Here is a 24,585-nt window from a genome sequence, read left to right on the forward strand (position 1 = left end):
GTTAAAATTTGATTATTAGTGAGGTATTAAAGGACCTTCCAGGCATAATGCGGGAAGGCATACTTTGATATTCTTCGTTAAAAATGTTATGTAATTGGAGTCGCAGACTGGTTTCTGGACTTTTAGCAAAGGCATATTCGGCTCCCAGATTTACCAATTTGTATGAGTCCAGTTCATAATTATTATCGGAAGAGGTATATATACTCCCGTTATAAAGTGACTGAAAAGAGAAAACAAGGCTATCTAGCTCATAAGCTCCTGAAAAAGTAATCTTATGTTGCGGTGTATAGATCAGCTGCTTTTTGGTTTCCTGGTCTATAGACTTGGTAAAGGCATAATTCCCGCTTAGGCTTAAAATATTTCCTCCTATCGCTCCGGACCAGTTGGTAAATAGCTCTAGCCCATAATTATGCACATTGGAGGTGTTCACAGGTCGCCACGTCCCATTTTCCTGGGGAACCCAGCGAATCAGGTTATCAATATCCATGAAATATGCCGTAAGGTTGATCTGAAATTTCTGAAGCCTGATCTCATTCCCTATCTCTCCCTGTAATGAAGTTTCGGGATCCAGTTCTTTATTTCCTCCTGACTGCCAGAAAAGATCATTGAAAGTGGGGATCCTGAAATTCCGGGAAGTATTAATGCGAAGAAGATAGTTTTCAGAAAAGCGATAATTCCCCCCTGCAGAGAATAAAAGGGGAGGATTATAATTATCTGTGATCTCCTGCCTTAAACTGAATTCGTAAGTAAGTTTTTCCAAGTCATGATTCCACAATGCCGAAAATCCTCCGATTTTCCTTTCCGCATTATCAATTCCTGAACCATCTCCCCTGATAATGTTGTAATCTGCTATCAAATTCAGTTTCATCCCTGGTAAGAATTCGTAACCCAGATCATATTTAATGATTCCTGTTTCGGCCTCTCCAAAACTGAAATTTTCGGAATCCCTGTTCTCAAAATATTTGAATTCCTCTTTTATCCAGGCAAGCTTCAGACTGCTGGTGAGATTCGCAGTAAATGATTTCCACTCAAGTAGATTTCTCGAATTTCTATCCTCATATTTACTATTGGAAGGCAGATTCAAGGTTCCCGAAAATCCGCGATCTCCCTGGTAATAGTTGGAATAAAACTTTATAATATTGGCATCATTAAGCCATCTGGCCAGGGAGGCATTCAGCGAAATATTGTAAAAATCGCCATTTTCATTCTGCTTATCAGTTCCCAAATACTTATAATCATTCTCTGAACTTATCCCGGAAACACCAATATTCAAACTGGTTTTTTCACTGGAAAAATTTCCATTATAAGCCGCCTGATAGGTTTCAAAACTTCCATTACCAATCTGCAGATCATTATTCGAACCATCTTCAAAACTAAAGTCATTGTTCAGGTGAATAGTTCCTCCAATGGCGCCGCTGCCATAGACCACACTCCCTCCTCCCGGTCTAAGACTGATGTTGTCAAAAACCTGGGTGTTAATAGTATTAAAATCTGTTTGTCCTGTAAATTGTGAATTGATATTGATACCGTTCCAAACCACAGCTGTCTGGGCAGCTCCGGTACCACGAACCGAGGCCGAAGAAACCATTCCATAGCCATTTTCACGAAAAAAGAAAGGAGAATTGAATTTAAGCAAAGAAGTAAGCAATGGCTCATTTTGCTGAATTAAGGAATCGCCCAGTTCCTTTACAAATTGTCCTTCAGAATTCTGTTTCAGCTTCACGTCGCTCAAACGAACCTCCTCCAGCCAGTTTATGGAATCATTCTGTGCCTCCACACCCAGGCAGCCACAAAAAAAGATTAGAATAAGATGAAATAAGTTTCTGTTCATAATCTGCCGACCTTTATCCCGAAAGTCACTCGATATTAGTTTGAAACTCAGGCAGGTCTCCTGGCTCGCGTACTGCAATTCACCTTCCCATCTACCAAGGCAGACAGTGGTTTGAAGAATTATTGCAGCCATCCACCACAGGCGGACAAAGCTTACAGTTGCGGGAACAGCTCAGGCTTATGAAGTAAGAAATAAGAAGGTAGAATTACGAATTCCAATTTTCTTATAAGGGGCGATTCAGTTATTTGAAAAATTTGTACTTCCAAATTCGTAAATCGTACTTCCCTGATTCCCTTTTAATCCACGCAGAATTGAATCGGCGCTGAACCAAAATTTCAATGCGAAAATAAACAAATATGTTTAGCAATAAGATCAAAAAGTTAAATAATCTTACTTTTGATCTCCAAACAACCGATTTTGATAAGAGTAATTTCCATTTTTTTAGTACTGGGATTCCTGTCCTGCAAAAATTCAAAGAACACTGATTCGTCTGAAATTCAGAAGGGTGAAGAAGTTGAAATTGAAGATGCTAAAGGTTTCAGTATCATCAAATTTGAGAATTACAGTATTCTGAAGGTCAATACGCCCTGGCCCGAAGCTGAAGATCCTTTTATATATCTCCTGGCAGAAAAGGATGCTGAGATCCCGGAAGATCTGAAATACGATCAGAAAGTTGAAGTCCCGGTAGAAAGTATGGTTGTGACTTCCACTACTCACATTCCCGCTCTCGAAGCTTTGAATGAAGAAGAAAAGCTAGTAGGATTTCCAGGTCTTAATTATATATCTTCAGAAAAAACCCGGAAACTGATCGATGACGGAAAAGTTTCAGAATTAGGCCAGAACGAGAACATTAATACCGAAGTCCTGATAGATCTTTCGCCTGATGTAGTGATTGGTTTCTCCATAAATGCTTCTAATAAGAGTTTTGAGACCATTCAGAAAACCGGAATTCCGATGATTTACAATGGAGACTGGACAGAGGCCACCCCACTGGGAAAGGCGGAATGGATAAAATTTTTCGGTGCTTTATCTGGTAAAGAAAAAAAGGCTGAAATAATATTCAGTGAAATCAAGAACGAATATCTGAAAGCCAGGGAGCTGGCAAAAACCAGTGAAAAAAGACCTACTGTGATTGCGGGATCCATGTACAACGACAAATGGTATATGCCTTACGGTAATTCCTGGCAGGCCCAGTTCATAAAAGACGCGAACGCCGATTATCTTTATTCAGACACTAAGGGAGACGGAAGTTTATCCCTTGCATTTGAAAGTGTTCTGGAAAAAGCTGAGGCGGCTGAATACTGGGTAAGCTCAGGTCAATTCACCTCCTACGAACAACTTTTCAATGAAACCGAACATTATAAAAGGTTTAAAGCTGTTAGAGAAAAGAATGTTTATAGTGTAAGCCTTTCCACGGGAGAAACGGGCGGAGTCACGTTTTACGAGCTTGGTCCTCAAAGACCCGATCTTATTCTAAAAGATCTTATTTCCATATTTCACCCAACACTTATAGAAGATTACGAACCAGTATTCTATAAACCGCTAAAATAATGCTGAGTCAGAAAAAATATACTTTTTCCATCATTCTGCTTTTTCTGGCGGTAATACTTACAGCCTTGTTCAATATAAGTTTAGGGTCGGTGAATATCCCGGTTTCAGATGTTACCTCAGCCTTGCTTGGGTTTGAAGTAGATAAAGATACATGGAGGTATATCATTCTCAATTACCGACTTCCAAAGGCCATTACCGCCATTATCACGGGTTCCGGGCTGGCAGTAAGCGGACTTTTAATGCAGACCCTTTTCAGGAATCCTCTGGCAGGGCCTTATGTACTTGGCCTAAGTAGTGGTGCCAGCCTGGGTGTTGCAATTGTATTTATGGGCGCCTCTATATTTGGTGCGTCATTCGCAGCTATCCTTTTATCAGAATGGAGCCTGGTGATCGCATCCAGCCTTGGAAGTTTACTGGTCCTGTTTGCCGTTATCCTGGCTTCTATACGTCTAAGAGACACCATGGCTATACTTATCATTGGATTGATGTTTGCTAGCCTTACAGCGGCTATTGTGAGCGTACTGGCATATTTTAGTCCGGCATCTCAACTTCAGCAATACGTTTTCTGGTCCTACGGAAGTCTTGGAAATCTTAGCTGGAACGAAGTTTTAATACTCGGGCTGTTCTGGTTGATTGGAATCTTAATAAGCATTGGCAGTATAAAGAACCTCAATTCCCTGTTGCTCGGCGAACAATATGCCAGAAGTCTCGGTACAAATATCAAAAAGAACCGGTTAATGATCATAATCGCAACCAGCTTACTTGCCGGAAGCATAACAGCATTTGCAGGTCCTATAGCCTTTGTTGGGCTGGCTGTGCCTCACCTGGTAAGACAGGTAATTCCCTCGGCTAACCATGTAAGCCTGGTCCCTGCGGTGATTTTTGGTGGAGCCATTTTAATGCTGATCTGTGATATCATTGCCCAGCTTCCGGGAAGTGAATTCAGTTTACCTATAAATGCCATAACTTCGCTAATCGGAGCTCCGGTAGTGATCTGGTTACTGGTGAGAAAAAGAAAATTCAATTTTTAAGTGAGCCCTTCAACTTCAAATATCGTTCTGAGAACCGATGATCTTAGTATAGGTTATAAGAAGAAAAACAATGTTCAAATTGTGGCTTCTGGAATCGATATTGAAATTAAGGAAGGGGAACTTGTAGCGGTAATAGGAGTAAATGGCGCTGGAAAATCTACCTTGCTTAGAACTTTAAGTGGTATACAGCAAATAATTAAAGGTGAGGTTTTTATATCTGAAAATAATCTTTCAAATACAGATCCTTCTGAACTTTCAAAGAACATAAGCCTCGTATTAACTGAGCAATTAATTTCAAAGAATTTAAGTGTTCTCGAACTGGTAGCCCTCGGGAGACAACCTTATACTAACTGGATAGGAAGACTAACCAAAAATGACCTGAAAAAGGTGATGTATGCGATTAAACTGGTTAATATTGAAGATATAAAAAACAAAAAATGTCATGAATTAAGTGACGGCCAGTTTCAGAAGGTTTTGATAGCCCGCGCCTTAGCCCAGGACACTTCGCTCATTATTTTAGACGAACCCACCACTCATCTGGATCTTTATCATAAGGCTTATGTTCTGAAGCTACTTCAGCAGCTTAGCCGTGAGACCAACAAGGGGATCCTGTTTGCTTCGCATGAAATAAATCTCGCACTACAGCTTTGTGACAAACTTCTTATCCTGAAAGATAAAAAAGCTTTATTTGGAAAACCCCTCGAGCTAATTAACTCTGACGCTTTCAGTGACCTTTTCCCCAGCCATCTTATTCAATTTGATAAGGAATCTTCCAGCTTCAAAATAAAATAAGTTTACATCCCGACACGGCTCGATATAGCAATTGGTTCCTTTTATAAATTTTCACTGACTCCCTTCTCCAAAATTCTTAATTAAGTATCTTTGGAAAAATCGCCAGTTTCATGAACGAATATCTCCTCATTAGTCTAATCTTTATTATTGCTTTAGGAATCGGAATTTATTTAGGGAAGCTTATTTCAGGTCTTAAATCCAAAAATGAGACCGGAAGACTCGAGGAACGGAATTCTCAATTATCGCTCCAGATTGAAGATCTCAAAAATCAGATTAACAGTGAATTAGAAAATCACAAATTAGAGATCCAGCAACTTAAAAATGAGGCTCATGGCGACATCGAAAAGATCGAAAATGAAAGGGAAGAGATAAGGAAGGAAAAGGAAAATATCAGCCTGGAGCTTACCCGGAAAATTTCGGAATTCAATAATCTGAAAGAAAGAAACGAGGAGCAAAAAGCCGAAGTTGAAAAGCTTCAGGAAAAATTCACCAAGGAATTTGAAAATCTGGCAAACAAGATCCTCGATCAGAAATCGGAGAAATTCACAAATCTCAATAAACAGAATATTGAAAACATACTCGACCCGCTTCAAAAGAAGATCAAAGAATTCGAGGATAAAGTAAGTAAAAGTGATTCGGAATCTGTAAAAAGACATGCGGAACTAGGAGAAAAACTGAAATCACTTAATGAACAGAGTCTGAAAATAAGTGAAGATGCGACTAATCTTACCAAAGCTCTGAAAGGTGATACTAAGATGCAGGGGAACTGGGGGGAAATGGTTCTGGAAAGGGTGCTGGAACGAAGCGGACTTCAGAAAGACAGCGAGTATTTCGTTCAGCAAAGCTTCAATACCGATGAAGGCAAAAGAGTAATGCCCGATGTGATTATTCATCTTCCCGGCGATAAGAAAATGGTAGTGGATTCCAAGGTTTCCCTGAATGCCTACGAGCGCTACATCAATGAAACTGAAGAAGATGATAAGAGAGCACATCTTAAAAACCACCTGATTTCCGTTAGAAATCGTGTGAACGAGTTAAGCAATAAGAACTATCATTCGCTTTACGAGATGGATAGCCCGGATTTCGTGTTGCTCTTCATCCCGATAGAAGCAGCATTCGCTATTGCTTCCAACGAACATCCAGGCCTTTACAGTGATGCTTTTGAGAAGAATATTATCATAGTAACCCCTACTACTCTGCTTGCTGTATTAAAGACCATTGACAGTATGTGGCAGAATGAAAAACAAAAACAGAACGCAATACAGATCGCAACTCAGGCCGGAGCACTTTACGATTCATTCACAAATCTTACCGATGAACTACTGAAAATAGGCAGACAGATCGGGACCGTTCAAAACACCTATGAAGGTGCGATGAAAAAGCTCACCGGAAAGGGAAATCTTATAAGAAGGGTTGAAAAACTGAAAAAACTTGGTGCCAAGGCAAGCAAACAGATCGATCAAAAACTTATGAATCGGGCCGAAATTGAAGATGAAGAGGAAGAAGAATCCAAAAACGAAACTTTAAATCTTAGATGAGAAAAATTACATTTTTAACCACCCTATTATTAATCAGTTTTCTTTGTCAGTTAACCGCACAGAAGCTCTATTTCCCAAAAGCGGGAGAATGGCAGGAAAAACAGGCCTCAGAATATCAACTTGATCTTTCAGAAGCTGTTGAATTTGCCAAATCCAACGAATATTCCGGGTCAAGGGATCTGAGACAGGCCATTTTAAAAGGCTTTCAACACGAACCCTATCATAAATTGCTCGGTCCAACCAAAAGAAGGGGTGGTCCCGCAGGAATGATATTAAAAGATGGCTACTTGATCGCCAAATGGGGCGATACAAAAAGGGTTGATATGACCTTCAGCGTGACCAAAAGTTTCCTTTCAACCACAGCTCTGGTGGCCAGGGATAAAAATCTCATTACAGGATTCGATGAACCGGTAGTGGATTATATATGGGATGACACTTTTGAAGGTGAACATAATTCCAGAATTACCTGGACACATCTGCTCCAGCAGAATTCTGACTGGAGTGGTCAGCTTTGGGGTAGTTTTGACTGGGCCGACAGACCTCCGCAGGATCAGGGGATAGATGAATGGAGATCCAGGGAATTACACGAACCGGGAACTTATTTTAAATACAATGATGTTCGAGTGAACGTGCTGGCATATTCATTACTGAATGTATTTAGAATGCCCTTGCCAAAAGTCTTGAAACAGAATATCATGAATCCTATCAATGCTTCTCAAAGCTGGAGATGGTTTGGGTATGAAAATTCATGGACTACCATTGACGGGCTTAAAATGCAGTCAGTAAGCGGTGGAGGACATTCCGGTGGCGGAATGTTCATCAACACCGAAGATATGGCGAGATTTGGCCTTTTATTTATGAATAATGGAGAATGGAATGATAAGGAACTAATTTCCGAAGAATTGATAACCGAGGCTATGCAAGCTTCTGCACCTAATCCTAATTATGGTTATATGTGGTGGCTGAATTCTAAAGGTGACCGGCATATGGAAAATATCGATACCAGTATTTTCTATGCCGCTGGGTTTGGAGGGAACTTTATAATTGTAGACCAGAAGAATAATATGGTGATTGTGACCCGCTGGCTGGAACCTTCTAAACTGGAAGATTTCCTTAACCTTATCTACAGGAATATTTAAATGAAAAAGACCTTACTCTATATACTAGGTGGAATTTTCATTTTATGGCTGCTTTATTTCGCCTTCATCTATTTTGTGCCCTACAGCGAGGGTACCCGAAGTGGAGAACTTATTAAATTCAGCCGGAAAGGAGTGATCTCCAAGACCTGGGAAGGCGAAATAAGCCAGGGAATCAGTGGAGCACAGATATTTCAGTTCTCAGTCCTGGACAAAAACGACAAAGTGATTGAAAAGCTTCAGGAATACGAAGGCAATTATGTAAAGCTTACCTATATTGAACGATTCGATACGTTTTTCTTTTGGGGAGACACAAAATATTTTATAACCGATGTGGAAAAATCAGAAAGTCCGCATTTTAGAAGATAGACATGCAAAAAGATTTTAAGACCGTAGAAGAGAGCCATGTGATAATTTCAGAATTGATGCTTCCCTCCCATTCCAATTTTAACGGAAAGATACATGGGGGCTATATTCTTTCATTAATGGACCAGATCGCTTTTGCCTGTGCTTCTAAACACTCAGGAGCCTATTGTGTTACTGCCAGTGTTGATACGGTAGATTTCTTAAGACCTATCGAAATTGGAGAGCTTGTAACTATGAAAGCATCGGTTAATTATGTAGGCCACAGCTCCATGGTAATAGGCATTCGGGTAGAAGCTGAGAATATTCAGAATGGAAATGTAAAGCACTGTAACTCTTCCTATTTTACAATGGTAGCCAAGGATAAAGCAGGGAGATCAATAGAAGTACCGGGCCTAATTCTTAAAAATGATAACCAGATAAGGCGTTTTGCAAAAAGCATAAAAAAGAAAACCATGAAAAAGAAAAGGATACAGGAGTTCCTGATAACCGACTTCTCTTCAGACAGGTATTTGCACATTCTTGAAGAACATAAAGTAAAATTAGAAAAAGAAGCTTGAGGTCCCACGGATTTATATTAGCGATTTTCATAGCGATAGCAATCGCCTATTTTTATCCTGAAGGCACACAGTTACTGCCATTAAAAACGATAACCGATATTGGGATTGCCCTTATATTCTTCTTTTACGGATTAAAACTGGCACCAGCAGAATTTAAGGCAGGTTTGCTTAATTACCGGGTGCATATCATTATTCAGGTCACCACATTTGTAATTTTCCCTTTATTGTGTCTTCTTTGCATACCTCTTTTTGAAGAAGGGCTTAGATCTGATCTCTGGATCGCTTTGTTCTTTCTGGGAACGCTTCCATCCACGGTTTCTTCCTCGGTAGTGATGGTAGCCCTGGCGAAAGGAAATCTACCAACCGCCATCTTCAACGCTAGTCTTTCCGGACTGATAGGGATTGTAGCAACTCCTTTATGGATCGGTTTTATTTTGGAAAAAACCACCGATTTTGATTTTCTTGAAGTACTCCAAAAACTTTTCCTGCAAATAATCGTACCACTTGCGATAGGCTTGTTTCTTCAGAGGTATTTTGGAAAAATGGCCAGAAAATACGGGAAACAGCTGAGCCTGTTCGATAAAACAACAATTATTTTAATTATATACTCAAGTTTCAGCAATTCTTTTACCTCAGATCTCTTTAATACAGTGAATTTAGAAGAGCTGATTAAAATGGTGGCTATTGTGCTGGTACTTTTCTTTTCAGTCTTCTTCGGTTTGGCTTTTTTCAGTAATCTTATAGGTTTAAATACTGAAGACAAGATCGCAGCTCAGTTCTGCGGCACCAAAAAATCTCTGGTTCATGGTTCGGTAATGGTAAGGGTTATCTTCGGTAATGCTGCAAGTTCAGGTTTATTATTGCTCCCCATTATGCTCTACCATTCGGCGCAATTAATACTGGTGGCCTGGTTCGCAGAAAAATACCGGAAAAGAGATCTGGAAAAAACGGGAATTTAGAAACCTGAATTGATTAAGGCCTCAGGTAAAGAGCAATTTCCGTAATATTATAAGTGAATAGAATCCAGCCAATGATCAGAATAAGTCCGCCTACCGGAGTAACAGGTCCTAAAATCTTAATTTTCTTACCCCTGGAATCACTATAGGTTAATCCATAGATACTGAAAGAAAATAATATGGTTCCAATAATGAAGCACCAGGCGGTAAGGCTCTGACCGGTTTCTGCAAACGGAAAAACGATTCCGCAAATAATCAGCATGATGGCATGATACATTTGGTACCGCACTCCTACCTCATAACTTCTTAACTGATCATCATTGAAAGACCTTCTTAAAGCATGCGCCCCAAAGGCCCCAAGGATAACAGAAAGGGTTCCAAACACACCACCAAATATCAAAACCAGTTCCTTCATAACGAAATATATAATTTTGAGATTATAAAATAAAAAAACATGAATCTCTATTGAGACACACAAAACCAAAGTATTCGTCACCCTGGGCAGTCGAAAGGTTAAAAACGTCTCAACCCCGGTGGACGTGACAATTTAAACTCAGGCTAACAAAGAAAAATTTCCTGATCTAAAATAAAAAAAGTCATTTTGAATGAAAAAAGATTTCCGAAATTACAGATTTCAATTTTCAGTCAAAATGACTTTATGTTTATTTTAATGTTTCTATTTACTCAGATACATCTTTCTTCTGGAGTAAAGATCATAGAAATCATCATCTTTTAAGCTATCAATAAACAGGATGCTCTCTCCAGTACTCTTCATTTCAGGCCCTAACTGCTTGTTAACTTTATGGAACTTATTGAAAGAGAACACTGGTTGTTTGATCGCATAACCTTCCAGCTGAGGATTGAATTGGAAATCTTTAAGCTTTTTCTCACCGAGCATCACTTTTGTCGCGTAGTTCACATACGGTTCTTTGTATGCCTTTGCAATGAAAGGAACCGTTCTGGATGCTCTTGGATTCGCCTCAATGATATAAACCTTCTCATCCTTGATCGCAAACTGAATATTGATCAATCCTACAGTATTCAAAGCAAGAGCGATTTTCCTGGTGTGGTCTTTAATCTGCTGCATTACAAGATCCCCTAAATTGAAAGGAGGAAGCAAGGCATTAGAGTCTCCGGAGTGAATCCCACAAGGCTCTATATGTTCCATAATACCGATGATGTAAACATCTTCTCCATCACAGATAGCATCAGCTTCAGCCTCAATAGCACCGTCCAGATAATGATCCAGAAGAAGCTTATTGTTAGGTATCTTTCTAAGAAGATCCACTACATGCTCTTCTAATTCATCTTTGTTGATAACAATCTTCATCCCCTGCCCACCGAGTACGTACGAAGGTCTTACCAGGATTGGGAAATCAAGTTCATCAGCTAAAGCAAGTGCTTGTTCCGCATTTTCGGCAGTTCCAAATTCAGGATAAGGAATATCATTTGCCTGAAGAAGTTTTGAAAAGCTTCCACGATCTTCTGCAAGATCCAGAGCCTCAAAACTTGTCCCCATTATTTTGATCCCATATCTGTCGAGCTTTTCAGCAAGTTTAAGAGCGGTTTGCCCTCCAAGCTGAACGATTACACCTTCGGGCTTCTCATGCCTGATAATATCATAAATATGCTCCCAGAATACCGGTTCAAAGTATAGTTTATCGGCAACATCGAAATCAGTAGAAACGGTCTCCGGATTACAATTGATCATAATAGTCTCATAATCACATTCAGAGGCAGCTAAAACTCCGTGCACACAGCTATAATCGAATTCTATCCCCTGCCCTATTCTGTTTGGCCCTGAACCTAAAACAATGATCTTCCTGCGATCTGAAACCTTGCTTTCATTATCTAAATAAACTTTTCCATCCTTGGATCGTATCTCATCTTCAAAGGTGGAATAGTAGTAAGGCGTTTCCGCCTTAAATTCTGCCGCACAGGTGTCTACCAGTTTATAAACTCTGTTCACGCCCAGGTCTTCCCTCTTTTTATAAACTTCACTTTCCCAGCAATCAAGCATATGTGCTATCTGCCTGTCAGCAAATCCTTTTTGTTTTGCTTCAAGAAGAAGGTCTTTTGGCAATGAATGTATATCGTAAGTAGAGATTTCTTTATCCAGGGCATATAGCTCCTCATACTGTTTTAAGAACCACATATCTATCTTTGTGATCTCATGAATTCGGCTTAACGGAATACCAATCTCAATCGCATCATAGATCACAAAGACCCTATCCCAGCTTGGGTGTGTCAATTTATCAATGATCTGATCATAGTCTGTATAACCTTTTCCGTCAGCGCCAAGTCCATTCCTCTTGATCTCAAGGGATTGGGTCGCCTTATGCAGGGCTTCCTGAAAAGATCTTCCAATTCCCATAACTTCCCCAACAGACTTCATCTGGAGACCCAGGGTGCGATCTGCACCTTCGAATTTATCAAAATTCCATCTTGGGATCTTCACGATTACATAATCCAGGGATGGCTCAAATAAAGCTGAAGTAGATTTAGTTATCTGGTTATCAAGTTCGTCAAGGTGATATCCTAAAGCCAGTTTTGTAGCTATCTTGGCAATTGGATATCCGGTTGCTTTTGAAGCCAGTGCTGAAGACCTGGATACCCTTGGGTTGATTTCGATCGCAAATATATCTTCCTTTTCATCTGGACTTACCGCGAACTGTACATTACATCCGCCAGCAAAGTCTCCAATACTACGCATCATTTTGATAGCCATATCCCTCATTCTCTGGAAAGCACTATCGCTAAGCGTCATTGCAGGAGCCACAGTGATAGAATCACCAGTATGGATTCCCATAGGATCCATATTCTCCACGGTACAGATGATAACCACGTTATCATTCTTATCACGTAGCAGCTCTACCTCATACTCTTTCCAGCCCAAAAGAGCCTTATCGATCAACACCTCATGTATAGGCGAAGTTTCAAGGCCATAAGTAAGCATTTCATCAAAATCCTCAGCCCGGTGAACAAAACCTGCTCCACCTCCTCCGAGGGTAAAAGAAGCTCTTATCACTAGCGGATATCCAAACTCCTGAGCCACTTCTTTTCCCTGTAAATAAGAGGTGACAGTTTTCGCAGGAGCAACAGGCACACCTATTCTCCCCATCAACTGTTTGAACTGCTCACGATCTTCACAAATATTGATCGCATCGATATCAACACCAATAAGTTTTACTCCGAAGTCGTTCCAGATTCCTTTTTCATCTGCTTCAATGCAAAGGTTTAAAGCTGTTTGCCCTCCCATGGTTGGCAATACTGCATCAATCTCCGGGTGATCCTTTAATATTTCAACTATTGACTTTGTGGTAAGAGGTTTTAAGTATACATGATCGGCCATGGAAGGGTCGGTCATAATGGTTGCAGGGTTTGAATTTATCAGAACGGTCTTAATCCCGTCTTCCTTCAAAGAACGAAGGGATTGAGTTCCTGAATAATCGAATTCACAGGCCTGCCCTATAATAATGGGGCCCGAACCTATAATTAAAACGCACTTGATGTCTTTGTTTTTCGGCATGATATTATGTTGTGTTCGTTGTAAAAATAAGAAGCGTGTGGATATAAAAAAAGGCGTTACTTAAAAAGTAACACCTTTATTATTTCGAATAACGTGATTCATTAGTGTTTATGTCTGTTTTCAGAAGATACAGATAATTTCTTTCTTCCTTTAGCCCTTCTTCTAGCAAGGACCTTTCTTCCGTTTGCACTGGCCATACGCTCCCTAAAGCCGTGCTTATTTTTTCTTTTCCTTTTAGATGGTTGAAACGTTCTTTTCATTGTGAATATCTTTTATCTTCTGTAAATTCGTTTTTGGCTGTCTTTAAAACTGCGTGCAAATATACAAAGCTTTTTAAGTACTGCAAATACTAATTTAAAATAATTTTTAATTGTTTTTATTACCTTTGCCGCCTGGAAAATCAAGATAAAAATGTTCAATAAGAATATCAAGTTAGTTTTAGCCGGTTTAATAATCGCTGCAGCCATCTGGCAATTCATCGAAGGTAATATAGGCAACGGCATCTTTTTAATCCTGCTGTCAGGTATTTTCATCTTCCTTTATTTCAAAAATGAAATGATCTTACTGGCCTTTCTTCGTCTAAGAAAACAGGATTTTGAAGGCGCTAAAAAATGGCTCGATAAAATTAAGGACCCGGAGAAAGCCCTTACACAGAAACAACAGGGTTATTACTGGTACCTTCACGGACTTATGGTTTCCCAGACCAATATCACCCAGGCCGAAAAATTCTTCAAACGCGCTATTAGGTTAGGACTGTCCATGGACCATGATCTTGCTATGGCCAAACTTAATCTGGCGGGCATTGCCATGACCAAAAGAAGAAAAAGAGAGGCAACCATGCTGCTAAATGAAGCTAAAAAACTTGATAAGCATGGAATGATGAATGATCAGATACGAATGATGAAAGAACAAATGAAGAAGATCTAGTTTATAGCTCTTTTGAGAAAAGTCTATTTTATCTAATATATCGGCACTTAAACGATAATATTTTTCTGCAGCTTTAAGTCGCGTTACCTTTACAGGGTAACAGCCCCACTAGACGTTGCATGAAAAAACTATTATTAGTTTTACTACTTATCGGCCCCTCGGTATTTTCCCAGCAGAACCTGCAGGACAGGACATTCTTCTCTGAAGCTCTCTTTAATCACCTTTCAGATTATAACAAAAAAGCCGATCTCGCTTATCGATTTAACCAATATGATATAGCAAAGGAGCTTTTTGAAGATTTCACCAATAATCATCTTGAAGGCTCATATATGGATAATTTTAAATTCCATAATCTAAAAAAGAAAGAAGTCCAGCTATATGATTACAGTAAACCAGTTTTTCTCATCACTTATGCTTCCTGGTGTGTTCCCAGTAAAGGTGAGGTTCCGGCTTTAAATGAACTGGCTTCACAATTCAAAGAAAAGATTGATTTTGTAATACTTTTTTGGGATAAGAGAGAAAAAGCTAAAGAACTCGCTGAACAATTCTCGTCAGACATTTCTATTGTATATGTTGACGAAACCGAAAATAATGGAGCATATGTGGTAAGGCAGCTCAAACACTCCCTTGGCCTTCCAACCTGTTTCCTGCTATCTGATGACAAGAAGATAATGGAAATTAGAAGAAGCGTATTTCCATATCTAAATACTGAAGCCGAAACAGCTTACAGGGAAAATTACATCGCCCTGGAAACTTCCATCTCCAAAAACCTGATCAATCAGTACGAGGAAGTATACGCTGAAAATATCTCCCTCGAATAATACCGATTAATTTCAATCTATTTCGCAGGCGGATAATATCCTTCCTCAGGAATATCTATATAATAAGTCTTTCTCGAAGCATTCTTAAGATGATCATCTCTTAGCCAGGGATTATGAACTTTCAATATCTTGTAATTGATCCCAAATTTTTCAGCAAAATCGGGGAAATCCTTGACCACCGTATCAACTTTCACCTTGTTGACAGGGATTGGCTGGTAAAGATCATCTTCGTCAAAATTAAAACCATACTTTTCCGGATGATTCATTATTTCTTTTACCGCAAGTATTCTAAACACATATCTTCCAGTCTCCTCTCCCAGCAATAAATCGTAGTAATCTGACACCTTTTGTCTCTCCAGCTGCTTATCAATTCCATACTGCCCTGCATTGTAGGAGGCAGCGGCAAGAGTCCAGGATCCAAATCTCTCTTTAGCTTTTTTCAGATAATCACTGGCAACACGCGTAGATTTTTCAATATGATATCTTTCATCTACATTATCATTGATCTCCAGGCCATATTCCTTTCCAGTCCCTTCCATTATCTGCCAGAAGCCAATAGCCCTTGCAGGAGATACGGCCTGAGTTAAACCGCTTTCTATCACTGCCAGGTATTTAAAATCTTCAGGCACACCTTCCTCTTTAAGAACCTGCTCGATCAAAGGAAAATATTTGTGTGCGCGCTTCATTAAAAGCAAAGCATTAGACTGCCAATAGGTATTCACGAGTAATTCACGATCCATTCTTTCATGAACATCGGGATCTTCAAGAGGCACAGTCTCTCCTGCAAACTCCAGATTATCTGGCATTGGTAATGCTTCAATACGATAAGAAGCTGCCACGCTCTTATTAGAATTTCCTTTGGTAATTGTATTCTTCTTTTCTCCGTTCGACGCTCCTTCTTCATCCTGTTGAACCGCATTTATACTTACTGCACAAACCGTGATCAATCCAACAACCAATAATGCTCTTTTTAAAATCTTCATAGCTGATCAATTTACTTTTTCTTCTTGTTTCTTATTTTTAAGTTTACCCGAAACAATCAGTTTCGGTAAATTCTCATTAAACCAACGGAATCTATTTATAATCATTATATGGGTCCCTCCCTTTACGATTATCGCATTCCGAATATTTTTAATTGGAAACACTTCATCCTTGTCTCCATGAATATGTATCACTCTTTCGTCCGGTTTCTCACATTTCCAGTTTACCATGTTCTTAATAGCCCAGTCCAGATACTGTTTATCTTTGATAGTAATAAACTTCTTATAAAGCTTCGCTCTGGTTTTAAGAAAATCACCAATAGCAATCTTCTCGAAAAAGTCTACATAATCTGCCAGCCTGGTCGGGATAAGCTTAAACAATCCTGTTTTTGAAGCGAACCTCATACGGGGCGGCAATTCATCACTACATTTTACACTGGAAATAATAATAAGACGTTTCAGTGTTATGAACTTCGCCATTTCCTGCACAATTACCCCGCCAAAGGAAACACCAATTAGAACGGGGTTCTCATGTTTTACGTATTTGAGAATTCTTTTGGTGTAATTTTCAAGACTCTCATTCTTTTCCGGAATCTCCCATTTAAGATAATGGACCTTAAACCTCTCAGGAGGTAATGATATATTCTCAAAAATAGCCCCGTCAGTTGCCATTCCGGGCATTAGATATACATGTATAAGCCCTGAGTCCTGTTTCATTTTAACATGTATATAACAAATAATGCTGCCATTTAATCGTAAATTTAACAATCAAAATTACTGCTTAATACTCGACTTTCAAATTACCAAGTCACAAAAAATGGAGAAAGTAATACATCCCGCTAATTCACGGGGTACAGCAAATTTTGGATGGCTTAATGCCAATTATTCATTCAGTTTTGCAAATTTTTTCGATCCCAATAAAGTACAATTCGGTCAGTTAAGAGTACTAAATGACGATTTTATCAAAGGGGGCATGGGATTTGGCACCCATCCTCACGAAAATATGGAGATCATAACAATCCCGTTAAAAGGAGAATTGAGGCATAAGGATTCTATGGATAATTCAGGGGTTATCAAAGCCGGGGAAGTACAGGTAATGAGTGCTGGCACCGGTGTTGAGCATAGCGAGTTCAATTCTTCACAAGATGAGCTCAATATGCTGCAAATATGGATATTCCCGGAGGAAAATGGCTTGGACCCCAGGTATGAACAAAAAAGTTTCTCCGGTTTATTGGAAACAAATGAACTCACTACAGTAGTTGCTCCAAAATCTGATCAGTCTGAAGGCTCATTATGGATAAACCAGCAGGCATATCTACATCTGGGGGAATTTGAGACAGGCACGAAAATTGAATATCCACTTAAGAATGAGAGTGATGGAGTATATGCTTTTTTGATCGAAGGTGAAACTGAAGTTGCAGGAACAATTCTTAAAAAACGTGATGCTGTGGGAATTTGGAATACTTCCTCTATTTCTCTAGAATTTAAAAAACCCTCAAAGGTTCTTTTAATTGAAGTGCCTATGAACTAAATTTACAGGTATGAATGATGTAGAATTAATAATTACAGACAATGAGTTTCTAAGACAATTTGAAACCCGTATTAATGATGAACTGGCAACTATAGAATATTCTCAACAGGAACGAAAGATTTTCCTTACCAAATTAATAATGCCAGAGAACACTGAAGACCGCCAGGAAGATTTTATAAAGGCGGTTCTTGGTGAAATTAAAGAAAGAAATACCCGTGTTGTTCCAACTAGTCCCGAGATCGCAGGTTTTATGAGAAAAAACCGTAGAAAATATAAAGATCTTCTTCCTGTTGGAATAAATATTTAAACCACCTCGGCTTCTGGTACTGTTTCGAACCTTACCAGACCATCAACGTCAATTTCAGTGAGTTTTATTTTCTGAAGGGTATTAACTTTTGCCGGATCCCAGGGAGCTTTAACCTTCACGTAATTTTCGGTAAATCCATGGATATAACCCTCCTTGTTCTCACCTTCAAATAATACCGTACAGGTATTACCTATCTGGCTTTCGTAAAAAGCCCTTCTTTTCTTAGCCGAAAGACCTCGAAGCATTTTACTTCTTTTCTTTCTCACTTTTATCGGCACTACTCCATCCATTTCCGCTGCAGGTGTATTATCTCTTTCGGAGTAAGTAAATACATGCAGATAGGAAATATCAAGTTCATTCAGGAAATTATAGGTTTCAAGGAAATGCTCCTCAGTCTCTCCAGGAAATCCTACTATAACATCAACCCCAATACAGGCATCAGGCATCATCTTCCTTATCTGATTCACCCTGTCTACGTAAAGATCACTCAGATAACGACGACGCATCAGTTTCAGAATCTCATCGCTTCCGCTTTGCAATGGTATATGAAAGTGTGGCACAAAGGTTTGGCTTTGGGAAACGAAATCTATCGTCTCATTCTTAAGCAAATTAGGTTCAATTGAAGAAATTCTAAGACGTTCTATACCTTCTACATCATCCAGGGCCTTTACAAGATCTAAAAAGGTGTGCTCATGCTTTTTATTCCCGAATTCGCCTTTTCCATAATCCCCAATATTCACACCTGTAAGAACGATCTCCTTTATCCCCTGATCTGAAATTTCAGCAGCGTTTTTAAGAACGTTCTCCAGTTTATCACTTCGGGAGATACCACGTGCCAAAGGAATAGTACAATAAGTGCACTTATAATCACAACCGTCCTGAACTTTCAGGAATGCCCTTGTACGGTCTCCAATTGAATAGGAGCCCACATAAAAATCAGCTTCATTAATCTCACAGGAGTGCACCTCCCCGAAATCGTTCTTGGTAAGATCGTTGAGATAATCTGTAACCTTGAATTTCTCAGTAGCCCCCAGCACCAGATCCACCCCGTCAACTGAAGCGAGTTCTTCGGGTTTAAGCTGGGCGTAACAACCTACAGCAATAAGAAAAGCATTTTCATTAACCTTTTGAGCCTGCTTTACAATAGTCTTGAAACGCTTATCGGCATTTTCGGTAACCGAACAGGTATTAATCACATAGATATCAGCTTTTTCAGTAAACTCCACTCTCTCAAAGCCCTCATTTTCAAATGATCTGGCAATAGTGGATGTTTCTGAAAAATTGAGCTTACAACCCAAGGTATAAAAGGCAACTTTCTTCGCGTGCATAGGTCAACTTTTAATTTACAAACCCATTTTGGGGCTGCAAAGATACCAACTAAAAATGTTTCTATAAAATGTTCCTGGATTTGTAATTTACAGATTTGCTGAAGGTTATTAGATTATTGGCATTATTCGTATATTTCAATCCTTATATTATTTCATTGCTATGAATTTCGGGAACACCATGGGAACCACGGCAAATTATAATGAAAACCAGCGCCATAAACGAATAAGCGATCCCGATGGATCAAATTCAGGTAATAGCATTCGCAGAATTATGAATAGAACCCGCCTTACCGATGAAGATCTTGAGCAGTTGAGACTTAGCATTATTAAATCCCACAAAAAGAAGCATTACAGAGTACTTGTTATTTCAGCCTTACTTTTTATTATTCTGGGATTAGTTTTATATTATTTTGCTTTTTAGCCTCTTCTCCATTTGGCCGTATGATCAAATACATACTTCAGGATATTTTTGTCTTCCTGGGTAAGGTCCTTATTACGCCTTCTTAATACATGTTCTGCCGTCTCATAGACTTTTTCAAGTTTATAGGTGCTTGTACCGGCACTTCCTCCCCAACTGAAACTGGGAATAAAGTTTCTAGGGAAACCACTGCCAAATATATTTGCACTCACCCCCACCACGGTTCCCGTATTGAACATCGTATTGATCCCACATTTACTGTGGTCGCCCATTATCAGGCCACAAAACTGAAGTCCGGTTCTTGCAAAACTTTCAGAGTTATAATTCCAGATCCTTACCTCGGCATAATTGTTCTTCAGATTGGAATTATTTGTATCAGCGCCTATATTACACCATTCACCCAGCACGGCATTCCCAAGATAGCCATCATGGCCTTTACTGCTGTTTTCAAATAACACAGAATTGTTTATTTCTCCTCCAGCCTTGCAATGGGGGCCTATGGTAGTAGCTCCATAGATCTTGGCCCCCATTTTAATTACAGCATTATCACATACCGCCAAAGGACCTCGTACCAGAGTTCCCTCCATTACCAGGGCATCTTTACCTATATAAATAGGACCCGAAGAAGCATTTAAAGAACAGTTCTCTACTACAGCTCCCTCCTCTATGAAAATGTTCTCGCCAGCTTTTACAAAGTTTGAATCATGTATCTTCTGGGAAGTTCTTCCAGTGGTAAGAAGATCAAAGTCCAGTTGAATAGCCTCGGCATTCTTCGAAAAAATATCCCAGGTATGTGAAATTTTAAGAAGATCACCTTTTGCCTGTATCTCTTTTAATTCAGAAAAATCTGGTTCCGCATCTCCATTCTGAAAATAGGCCACCATTTCCTCACCGGAAAACAGGCTTTCATATTCATTTAGACCTTTAATTTGGTCAACCAGATTAGAACTAGGCAGGAATGATGAATTGATGATTACATTTTTATCTTTAAGATCTACCGGCCACTTGCCACTTAGGTAATCTTCGGTTTTAGTGGAAACTGTAGTACCCAGAACTTTTTCCCATTTCTCCCGGATGTTAAGAATACCGAATCTAATATCAGCGACAGGCCGTGTAAAAGTAAATGGCAGGAGATCATTTCGAGAGGGACCATCAAAAAGAATATAATTCATCATTTCGCAATTTGCATCAAAATTAATAGTTCCTGAATAACAGGAAAGTAATTATCATAAATTTCACATAATCAAAAGAGCCGCTAAAAAAGCGGCTCTCAATATATTTTAATAAACAGGAAAAATTATTTTTTCTTGAATTTTGAGTATTTGTTCTTGAATTTATCAATTCTACCCGCACTGTCAACAAGCTTGGTTTGACCAGTATAATAAGGGTGAGAAGTTCTGGAAATTTCCAGTTTCACCAACGGGTATTCAGTTCCGTCAACTTCAATAGTTTCTTTTGTTTTGGCAGTAGACTTGGTAATAAATACATCTTCGTTAGACATATCTTTAAATGCTACTAATCTATAATTTTCCGGATGGATTCCCTGCTTCATCGCTTTGATCTTTTAATTTTCGAGGTGCAAATTTAAGTAATAACTCTACAACTACAAACAAATTTCAAAAAAGTTTTTGTTATATATAGATGTAACGTTTTACTATATTTGTTAACTAACTGCTAAATTAATCAAACTTCTACTAACCAATGGAAAAACCAGCAAAAAAAATCTCCACATCTTACGGAGTGTATTTAGGATTATCACTCATCCTGATCGTAGTTTTGGCATACGCTTTTGATCTTTCTCTTTTTACAAAATGGTGGTTTGGGGTCTCATTACTAGCCTTTGTTGTCATCATGGCCAGTATGGCGACAAGCAAAGCTAAAAAAGTCAGCACCAGTTTATTTAAATTTAAGGATGCTTTCGGCGCTTATTTTTTAACTGTATTTCTTGGAACGCTTATCTCTTTGTTTTTCGGAATTATATTATTCAATGTGATAGACCCAGAAGCTGCAGAAACGCTTACCGAACTCACCATTGAAACCACGAGGGATATGATGGAAGGTTTTGGCGCTCCGGAAGCTCAGATTAATGAAGCTCTTCAAAAAATGCAGGAAGAAAATCAATATTCTTTAATTAATCAGCTAAAAGGATACGGATTCCAGTTAATTTTGTATGCTCTAATTGGATTAATCGTAGCTCTTATTTTTAAAGAAAAAGAGCCAACTAACGTTTAAAAATGCAGATATCGGTTGTAATACCCCTTCTTAACGAAGAACAATCTCTGGTAGAATTATATGATTGGATCGCAAAGGTATTGCGGTCCAATTCCTTTTCTTATGAGATCATATTTATTGATGATGGCAGTACTGACCATTCCTGGCAAACCATTGAGTCTCTTTCCAAAAATGATGAAGCCGTAAAGGGTATACGCTTCAATAGAAATTATGGAAAATCTCAGGCCCTCCATGCTGGCTTTCTCAGAGCACAGGGTGATGTGGTAATCACAATGGATGCAGACCTTCAGGATAACCCCGAGGAGATCCCGGAACTTTATGAAATGATCACAAAAGATGGGTATGATCTGGTTTCAGGCTGGAAGAAGAAACGTTATGATAATGTAATCACTAAAAATTTACCTTCAAAATTATTTAATGCAGCCGCCCGCAAAACATCTGGGGTGAAACTCCATGATTTTAATTGCGGACTTAAAGCTTATAGAAAAGAAGTGATTAAGAACATAGATGTATATGGGGAAATGCACCGTTATATTCCGGTACTCGCCAAAAATGCGGGGTATTACAGGATCACTGAAAAGGAAGTTCAGCATCAGGCAAGAAAATATGGCAACACCAAATTCGGTATAAACCGTTTTATACATGGTTTCCTGGATCTTCTTAGTATCTGGTTCCTTTCTAAATTCGGCCGCAGGCCTATGCACCTTTTCGGCGCATTGGGTGTTCTAATGTTTATTATAGGTTTTGTAGCGGCAGGGTGGATAGGTTTTGCCAAGCTCTATAAATTATATCATGGCATTCCTAACACTCTTGTGGCCCTTAATCCCTGGTTCTATATTTCGCTTACTGTAATGATAATAGGAACTCAATTCTTTTTAGCAGGATTCCTTGGAGAACTTATACTTAGGTCAAAAAGAGATAAGGAACGCTACCTTATAAAGAAAACCACTCCTAATATTTAGGCGCTTTCCCGGATTAATGTTTATTTTTGCTAAGCAAAAAAAATTAAATGATGGCGACTGTTAACCCTGATATTCTTAAAAAAGCTAAAACCTGGCTTACCGATATTTTTGATAATGAGACAAAGTCTGAAATCAACAGGCTAATAGAAGAAAACCCCAAAGAACTGGAGGAAAGCTTTTATAAGAATGTTGAATTCGGCACTGGAGGAATGCGAGGAGTTATGGGTGTGGGTACAAACCGCATCAATAAATACACCCTTGGAAAGAACACTCAGGGATTATCAGATTATCTTAAAAAGTCTTTTCCGGATAAGGAAATAAAAGTAGCGATCGCATACGATTGTCGAAATAACAGCCAGAAACTTGCGAAAGTGGTAGCTGATGTTTTTTCGGCTAATGGCATCAGGGTTTTCTTATTTTCTGAACTAAGGCCTACTCCGGAGCTTTCATTTGCAGTTAGAAAACTTGATTGCCAGTGTGGAATTGTTTTAACGGCAAGTCATAATCCTCCGGAATACAATGGTTATAAGGTATACTGGGAAGATGGCGGACAACTAGTACCGCCTCAGGATACTGAATTGGTAGACACCATCAATAACCTGGAGTACAGTGCGGTGAATTTCAACGCAAAAGAAGAACTGATAGAAAAAATAGATACCGAAGTAGATCAGGCTTTTGCAGAAGCTTCGGTAGAAAATGGAAGCTTTGATATATCAGCCAAGGCCAGGGAAAATTTGAAAGTCGTTTTCACTTCTCTTCACGGTACTTCAATAACCATGGTTCCTGAAGTTTTAAATAAAGCCGGATTCTCAAATGTTTTCTTAGTAGAGGAACAAAAGAAACCTGATGGAAATTTTCCGACAGTAAAATCTCCAAATCCTGAAGAACCTGAAGCCCTAAAAATGGCCCTGGAACTTGCAGAAAAACAAAATGCCGATATAGTTATAGGAACTGACCCGGATTGTGACCGCCTGGGAGTTGCTGTAAGAGACCTGGATGGAAAAATGATCCTTTTAAATGGAAATCAAACCATGCTGGTCATGACCTGGTTCCTTTTAGAGCAATGGAAAAAAGAACGCAAAATAAAAGGAAAGGAATTCGTCGCTTCTACTATAGTTTCAACTCCAATGCTCAAGAATCTTGTTGAAGATTATGGCGTGCAGTATATGGAGGTGCTTACAGGTTTCAAATGGATCGCCAAACTGATCAAAGATCACCCCGAACTTGATTTCATAGGTGGTGGCGAGGAAAGTTTCGGATATATGGTTGGCGATTTTGTAAGAGATAAGGATGCCGTTACTGCTACACTGCTTGCCTGTGAGATCGCTGCACAATTGAAGGCCGAGGGTAACTCCTTTTACAATAAGTTACTAGAACTTTACGCTAAATACGGGCTTTACAGAGAAGAACTAATCTCTTTAGTTAAGAAAGGAATTGAAGGCGAAAAGGAGATCAAACAAATGCTGATCGACCTAAGAGAAAATCCGTGGGAAGAGATTGATGGAGAAAAGGTTGTTCTGGTAGAAGATTATAAAACTTCTGTAGCCAAAAATGTCCAGGATCATAATGAACAAAGAATCGATATTCCTAAATCCAATGTGCTGATCTATTATACCGAGAACGGGACAAAGATAGCAGCAAGACCTAGTGGTACCGAGCCCAAGATAAAATTTTACATAAGTGTGAACACCGAGCTTTCTTCAGCAGAAGATTATACTGAAGAAAATAAGAAATTGAGTGATAAAATTGCCCGTATTAAACAGGAACTAAAACTGGGCTAACAGCTTTTTAA

25 protein-coding genes and 1 riboswitch are annotated in these 24,585 nt (G+C 39.1%); of the genes, 16 read left to right on the forward strand and 9 right to left on the reverse strand.

All coding sequences use genetic code 11. The features are described from left to right. Position 1 precedes the first annotated feature (1 nt). Positions 2 to 1,831, reverse strand: a complete 1,830-nt coding sequence (locus LU635_RS13380; protein WP_240099998.1) for a TonB-dependent receptor — start codon at positions 1,829 to 1,831, stop codon at positions 2 to 4. Positions 1,832 to 1,864: 33 nt separating this feature from the next. Continuing rightward, a riboswitch (cobalamin riboswitch) is annotated at positions 1,865 to 2,178 on the reverse strand. A 70-nt stretch (positions 2,179 to 2,248) separates the two neighbouring features. On the opposite strand from LU635_RS13380, the gene LU635_RS13385 reads away from it, so the two are divergent. The 8 genes from LU635_RS13385 (at position 2,249) to LU635_RS13420 (ending at position 9,761) form a co-directional block, all read left to right on the forward strand. Beyond that, complete coding sequence (locus LU635_RS13385; protein ID WP_240099999.1) at positions 2,249 to 3,382, forward strand: ABC transporter substrate-binding protein; 1,134 nt, start codon at positions 2,249 to 2,251, stop codon at positions 3,380 to 3,382. Beyond that, the gene (locus tag LU635_RS13390) at positions 3,382 to 4,413 is read left to right on the forward strand and encodes an iron ABC transporter permease (RefSeq protein ID WP_240100000.1); all 1,032 of its coding nucleotides are present in this window, start codon (positions 3,382 to 3,384) and stop codon (positions 4,411 to 4,413) included. Before LU635_RS13385 ends, LU635_RS13390 begins: the two co-directional genes overlap by 1 nt. Next, positions 4,414 to 5,205 carry an ABC transporter ATP-binding protein gene (locus LU635_RS13395; RefSeq protein WP_240100001.1) on the forward strand — a complete coding sequence of 264 codons (792 nt, stop codon included), beginning with the start codon at positions 4,414 to 4,416 and terminating at the stop codon, positions 5,203 to 5,205. Positions 5,206 to 5,315: 110 nt separating this feature from the next. Beyond that, on the forward strand, positions 5,316 to 6,743 hold the full coding sequence (locus tag LU635_RS13400) for a DNA recombination protein RmuC (protein ID WP_240100002.1): 1,428 nt from the start codon (positions 5,316 to 5,318) through the stop codon (positions 6,741 to 6,743). Further along, positions 6,740 to 7,882: a serine hydrolase domain-containing protein gene (locus tag LU635_RS13405; protein ID WP_240100003.1), complete on the forward strand. Its 1,143-nt coding sequence runs from the start codon at positions 6,740 to 6,742 to the stop codon at positions 7,880 to 7,882. Before LU635_RS13400 ends, LU635_RS13405 begins: the two co-directional genes overlap by 4 nt. Further along, positions 7,883 to 8,248 (forward strand): 6-phosphogluconate dehydrogenase, encoded by a 366-nt coding sequence (locus tag LU635_RS13410; RefSeq protein ID WP_240100004.1) that lies wholly within the window; start codon positions 7,883 to 7,885, stop codon positions 8,246 to 8,248. It abuts the gene before it with no gap. Positions 8,249 to 8,250: 2 nt separating this feature from the next. Then, positions 8,251 to 8,802, forward strand: coding sequence for an acyl-CoA thioesterase (locus LU635_RS13415; protein ID WP_240100005.1), 552 nt, complete (start codon positions 8,251 to 8,253; stop codon positions 8,800 to 8,802). Further along, the gene (locus LU635_RS13420; RefSeq protein ID WP_240100006.1) at positions 8,799 to 9,761 is read left to right on the forward strand and encodes a bile acid:sodium symporter family protein; all 963 of its coding nucleotides are present in this window, start codon (positions 8,799 to 8,801) and stop codon (positions 9,759 to 9,761) included. The genes LU635_RS13415 and LU635_RS13420 overlap by 4 nt, the downstream gene beginning before the upstream one ends. Before the next feature lie 13 nt (positions 9,762 to 9,774). Here the strand turns inward: LU635_RS13420 and LU635_RS13425 are convergent, their stop codons facing one another. The 3 genes from LU635_RS13425 to rpmH all read right to left on the reverse strand — a co-directional run bounded on the left by LU635_RS13425 (position 9,775) and on the right by rpmH (position 13,547). Next, the gene (locus LU635_RS13425) at positions 9,775 to 10,173 is read right to left on the reverse strand and encodes a DUF423 domain-containing protein (RefSeq protein WP_240100007.1); all 399 of its coding nucleotides are present in this window, start codon (positions 10,171 to 10,173) and stop codon (positions 9,775 to 9,777) included. Positions 10,174 to 10,434: 261 nt separating this feature from the next. Continuing rightward, entirely contained in the window at positions 10,435 to 13,287 is a 2,853-nt protein-coding gene (gene carB, locus LU635_RS13430; RefSeq protein ID WP_240100008.1) for a carbamoyl-phosphate synthase large subunit, read from the reverse strand. Between the two features lie 101 nt (positions 13,288 to 13,388). Continuing rightward, positions 13,389 to 13,547 (reverse strand): 50S ribosomal protein L34, encoded by a 159-nt coding sequence (gene rpmH / locus LU635_RS13435; RefSeq protein ID WP_011708966.1) that lies wholly within the window; start codon positions 13,545 to 13,547, stop codon positions 13,389 to 13,391. Positions 13,548 to 13,698: 151 nt separating this feature from the next. Between rpmH and LU635_RS13440 the strand changes: the two genes are divergently transcribed. Next, positions 13,699 to 14,214 carry a tetratricopeptide repeat protein gene (locus tag LU635_RS13440; RefSeq protein WP_240100009.1) on the forward strand — a complete coding sequence of 172 codons (516 nt, stop codon included), beginning with the start codon at positions 13,699 to 13,701 and terminating at the stop codon, positions 14,212 to 14,214. Positions 14,215 to 14,333: 119 nt separating this feature from the next. Beyond that, positions 14,334 to 15,035, forward strand: a complete 702-nt coding sequence (locus tag LU635_RS13445; protein WP_240100010.1) for a TlpA family protein disulfide reductase — start codon at positions 14,334 to 14,336, stop codon at positions 15,033 to 15,035. Positions 15,036 to 15,052: 17 nt separating this feature from the next. Here LU635_RS13445 and LU635_RS13450 read toward each other — a convergent pair whose 3' ends face one another. Next, positions 15,053 to 16,018: a lytic transglycosylase domain-containing protein gene (locus tag LU635_RS13450; RefSeq protein WP_240100011.1), complete on the reverse strand. Its 966-nt coding sequence runs from the start codon at positions 16,016 to 16,018 to the stop codon at positions 15,053 to 15,055. A gap of 6 nt (positions 16,019 to 16,024) precedes the next feature. After that, a complete protein-coding gene (locus LU635_RS13455; protein WP_240100012.1) occupies positions 16,025 to 16,732 on the reverse strand; it encodes an alpha/beta hydrolase family protein in 708 nt (235 codons plus the stop codon). A gap of 100 nt (positions 16,733 to 16,832) precedes the next feature. Here LU635_RS13455 and LU635_RS13460 point away from each other — a divergent pair, with 100 nt between their 5' ends. Continuing rightward, positions 16,833 to 17,546, forward strand: coding sequence for a pirin family protein (locus LU635_RS13460; protein ID WP_240100013.1), 714 nt, complete (start codon positions 16,833 to 16,835; stop codon positions 17,544 to 17,546). A 10-nt stretch (positions 17,547 to 17,556) separates the two neighbouring features. Beyond that, complete coding sequence (locus tag LU635_RS13465; protein ID WP_240100014.1) at positions 17,557 to 17,853, forward strand: N-acetyltransferase; 297 nt, start codon at positions 17,557 to 17,559, stop codon at positions 17,851 to 17,853. Here the strand turns inward: LU635_RS13465 and mtaB are convergent. Beyond that, positions 17,850 to 19,181, reverse strand: coding sequence for a tRNA (N(6)-L-threonylcarbamoyladenosine(37)-C(2))-methylthiotransferase MtaB (gene mtaB, locus LU635_RS13470; protein WP_240100015.1), 1,332 nt, complete (start codon positions 19,179 to 19,181; stop codon positions 17,850 to 17,852). The two genes, LU635_RS13465 and mtaB, sit on opposite strands and share 4 nt — an antisense overlap. Positions 19,182 to 19,341: 160 nt before the next feature. Here mtaB and LU635_RS13475 point away from each other — a divergent pair, with 160 nt between their 5' ends. Then, positions 19,342 to 19,602, forward strand: a complete 261-nt coding sequence (locus LU635_RS13475) for a hypothetical protein (protein ID WP_240100016.1) — start codon at positions 19,342 to 19,344, stop codon at positions 19,600 to 19,602. Here LU635_RS13475 and LU635_RS13480 read toward each other — a convergent pair. Beyond that, complete coding sequence (locus LU635_RS13480) at positions 19,599 to 20,771, reverse strand: GlmU family protein (protein WP_240100249.1); 1,173 nt, start codon at positions 20,769 to 20,771, stop codon at positions 19,599 to 19,601. The two genes, LU635_RS13475 and LU635_RS13480, sit on opposite strands and share 4 nt — an antisense overlap. Positions 20,772 to 20,896: 125 nt before the next feature. Then, positions 20,897 to 21,151, reverse strand: coding sequence for a type B 50S ribosomal protein L31 (locus LU635_RS13485; RefSeq protein WP_131395043.1), 255 nt, complete (start codon positions 21,149 to 21,151; stop codon positions 20,897 to 20,899). A 149-nt stretch (positions 21,152 to 21,300) separates the two neighbouring features. Here LU635_RS13485 and LU635_RS13490 point away from each other — a divergent pair, with 149 nt between their 5' ends. From LU635_RS13490 to LU635_RS13500, 3 genes are read left to right on the forward strand one after another with little or no spacing between them, the layout of a single operon-like run. Next, entirely contained in the window at positions 21,301 to 21,831 is a 531-nt protein-coding gene (locus LU635_RS13490; RefSeq protein ID WP_240100017.1) for a DUF4199 domain-containing protein, read from the forward strand. A 2-nt stretch (positions 21,832 to 21,833) separates the two neighbouring features. Beyond that, positions 21,834 to 22,793, forward strand: coding sequence for a glycosyltransferase family 2 protein (locus tag LU635_RS13495; protein WP_240100018.1), 960 nt, complete (start codon positions 21,834 to 21,836; stop codon positions 22,791 to 22,793). Between the two features lie 50 nt (positions 22,794 to 22,843). Then, a complete protein-coding gene (locus tag LU635_RS13500) occupies positions 22,844 to 24,574 on the forward strand; it encodes a phospho-sugar mutase (RefSeq protein ID WP_240100250.1) in 1,731 nt (576 codons plus the stop codon). The last annotated feature ends 11 nt before the right edge of the window (positions 24,575 to 24,585 follow it).

The organism is Christiangramia crocea, from assembly GCF_022410465.1.
GTDB lineage: Bacteria > Bacteroidota > Bacteroidia > Flavobacteriales > Flavobacteriaceae > Christiangramia > Christiangramia crocea.

Bases quoted from the DNA above. Each gene is read 5' to 3' on its own strand.
- LU635_RS13380 (WP_240099998.1), bottom strand. From the start codon at position 1,831: ATGAACAGAAACTTATTTCATCTTATTCTAATCTTTTTTTGTGGCTGC.
- LU635_RS13390 (WP_240100000.1), top strand. From the start codon at position 3,382: ATGCTGAGTCAGAAAAAATATACTTTTTCCATCATTCTGCTTTTTCTG.
- LU635_RS13400 (WP_240100002.1), top strand. From the start codon at position 5,316: ATGAACGAATATCTCCTCATTAGTCTAATCTTTATTATTGCTTTAGGA.
- LU635_RS13405 (WP_240100003.1), top strand. From the start codon at position 6,740: ATGAGAAAAATTACATTTTTAACCACCCTATTATTAATCAGTTTTCTT.
- LU635_RS13410 (WP_240100004.1), top strand. From the start codon at position 7,883: ATGAAAAAGACCTTACTCTATATACTAGGTGGAATTTTCATTTTATGG.
- LU635_RS13415 (WP_240100005.1), top strand. From the start codon at position 8,251: ATGCAAAAAGATTTTAAGACCGTAGAAGAGAGCCATGTGATAATTTCA.
- LU635_RS13425 (WP_240100007.1), bottom strand. From the start codon at position 10,173: ATGAAGGAACTGGTTTTGATATTTGGTGGTGTGTTTGGAACCCTTTCT.
- carB (WP_240100008.1), bottom strand. From the start codon at position 13,287: ATGCCGAAAAACAAAGACATCAAGTGCGTTTTAATTATAGGTTCGGGC.
- rpmH (WP_011708966.1), bottom strand. From the start codon at position 13,547: ATGAAAAGAACGTTTCAACCATCTAAAAGGAAAAGAAAAAATAAGCAC.
- LU635_RS13440 (WP_240100009.1), top strand. From the start codon at position 13,699: ATGTTCAATAAGAATATCAAGTTAGTTTTAGCCGGTTTAATAATCGCT.
- LU635_RS13445 (WP_240100010.1), top strand. From the start codon at position 14,334: ATGAAAAAACTATTATTAGTTTTACTACTTATCGGCCCCTCGGTATTT.
- LU635_RS13450 (WP_240100011.1), bottom strand. From the start codon at position 16,018: ATGAAGATTTTAAAAAGAGCATTATTGGTTGTTGGATTGATCACGGTT.
- LU635_RS13455 (WP_240100012.1), bottom strand. From the start codon at position 16,732: ATGAAACAGGACTCAGGGCTTATACATGTATATCTAATGCCCGGAATG.
- LU635_RS13460 (WP_240100013.1), top strand. From the start codon at position 16,833: ATGGAGAAAGTAATACATCCCGCTAATTCACGGGGTACAGCAAATTTT.
- LU635_RS13465 (WP_240100014.1), top strand. From the start codon at position 17,557: ATGAATGATGTAGAATTAATAATTACAGACAATGAGTTTCTAAGACAA.
- mtaB (WP_240100015.1), bottom strand. From the start codon at position 19,181: ATGCACGCGAAGAAAGTTGCCTTTTATACCTTGGGTTGTAAGCTCAAT.
- LU635_RS13475 (WP_240100016.1), top strand. From the start codon at position 19,342: ATGAATTTCGGGAACACCATGGGAACCACGGCAAATTATAATGAAAAC.
- LU635_RS13480 (WP_240100249.1), bottom strand. From the start codon at position 20,771: ATGAATTATATTCTTTTTGATGGTCCCTCTCGAAATGATCTCCTGCCA.
- LU635_RS13485 (WP_131395043.1), bottom strand. From the start codon at position 21,151: ATGAAGCAGGGAATCCATCCGGAAAATTATAGATTAGTAGCATTTAAA.
- LU635_RS13490 (WP_240100017.1), top strand. From the start codon at position 21,301: ATGGAAAAACCAGCAAAAAAAATCTCCACATCTTACGGAGTGTATTTA.
- LU635_RS13495 (WP_240100018.1), top strand. From the start codon at position 21,834: ATGCAGATATCGGTTGTAATACCCCTTCTTAACGAAGAACAATCTCTG.
- LU635_RS13500 (WP_240100250.1), top strand. From the start codon at position 22,844: ATGGCGACTGTTAACCCTGATATTCTTAAAAAAGCTAAAACCTGGCTT.